1 protein-coding gene is annotated in these 1,635 nt (G+C 39.4%); it reads left to right on the top strand.

Annotated elements, in window-relative coordinates; all coding sequences use genetic code 11:
* The first annotated feature begins 104 nt into the window (after positions 1-104).
* Positions 105-1,454 carry an IS1380 family transposase gene (locus MLD65_RS17930; protein WP_243293181.1) on the top strand — a complete coding sequence of 450 codons (1,350 nt, stop codon included), beginning with the start codon at positions 105-107 and terminating at the stop codon, positions 1,452-1,454.
* The last annotated feature ends 181 nt before the right edge of the window (positions 1,455-1,635 follow it).

The following is a 1,635-nucleotide window of genomic DNA, read 5'->3' as shown; positions in this document are numbered from 1 at the left end:
TGAATCCGTGATAAAAAAATAGATATTCACAGCGACAAACCTTGATATAATAGGGATATGCATCCTTTTGGATCAATAAAATCACTTCACCAGGTAGGTGCATAATGACAATGGTAAAATTTATTTTAGAAGACTCCGATGAAACATTATCCACTCATTCCGGGTTAGGTTTAATTGGTTTACTTTTATCAAAAACCAAGTTGTCCAAGCGCTTTTCAAACTTAAAAGTGCCTAACATAAAGTCATTCCCTTCCATATCTACTGGGGATGTGATGACGTCCTATATCGGTATCCTATCTCAAATGAAAAATGACTTTGAAGATATCGAACCGTTTCGAGATGACCCATTCTTCTGTCGCGCACTAGGCGTACAATCTGTTCCATCCAGTGCTACTTTGCGACAACGCTTAGATCAAACGGCGAAAGTAGGAGGATGGAAGTCCATTATCTTAGAAGAATCCGTCTTGTTGCTTCAGCAGTTTGATTCCCCTGTTACGCCAATAATCCTGAAAGATAAGAAAACCAAGTATGTTCCACTTGATATCGATGTTTCCCCGTTTGATAACTCCAACACGAAGAAAGAAGGAGTGAGTCGAACGTACAAAGGATGTGATGGATACGCTCCAAACTTCGCGTATCTTGGTCAAGAAGGGTATGTCGTCAATGTTGAATTGCGAGAAGGAAAAACACATGTTCAAAACAATACCGATACTTTCCTTCAAGAAGCGATTCACTATTCGAAAAGGCTGACAAACAATCCATTGCTTGTTCGTATGGATGGGGGAAATGATAGCATCGACAACTTAAAAGTGTGTGAAAAAGAAAACGTCCATCTCATTATTAAACGGAATCCGCGACGTGAAAAACTGGAAACATGGCTAGCGATTGCCGAGCAAAGAGGGAAGCAAGTCTCTGCACGTGATGGGAAACGGATCTTTTATGGCTCTATCTCCGTCACACCCAAAGGGATGAAGAAGTCCCTTCGGCAAGTATATAAAGTTGTGGAGCAAACGATTGATAAAAACGGCCAAATCCTGTTAGTGCCTGATATTGAATTCGAGAGTTACTGGACAACCTTAGACCTTGAGCCAGAGGAAGTCATCGATCTCTATCATGCACATGGAACATGTGAACAATTTCATAGTGAATTAAAAACAGACCTAGATTTAGAACGGTTACCGTCTGGAAAGTTTTCGACCAATGACTTGATCTTGCACCTTGGTTGTTTTACTTATAATCTTCTTCGGCTCATTGGGCAAGAAAGCTTAAAGTCTCATGATGCACCCGTCAAAAAGAAGGTCTTTCGTCGAAGAGTGAAAACCGTTATTCAAAACCTTATCACGCTCGCATCGAAAATGGTTTGTCACGCGCGAAGGTGGTATTTGAAATTTGGAAACAACAGCCCATGGTTTCCTACTTTCAAGCGAATATACATATCTTTTTCAAATAGATAGACGAGATGAACAGAATACCCAAACACTAAACCTGCCAAAAATTACAAAACAGCAGGTTTATTTGTCGTTCCCGTAAACTCAGTAAATGATTGTTCTTTATGAGAAATTAAAACAGCAACACTACATATAAAAAAATCCATTAAAATGAATAAAGATAACCATCATGTCACGGATTCAGGTT

It is taken from the genome of Bacillus sp. FJAT-47783, from assembly GCF_022808615.1.
GTDB lineage: Bacteria > Bacillota > Bacilli > Bacillales > Aeribacillaceae > Bacillus_BZ.
Note: the sequence above shows the minus strand (reverse complement) of the source record. Positions and strands in the feature narration are given on the sequence as shown.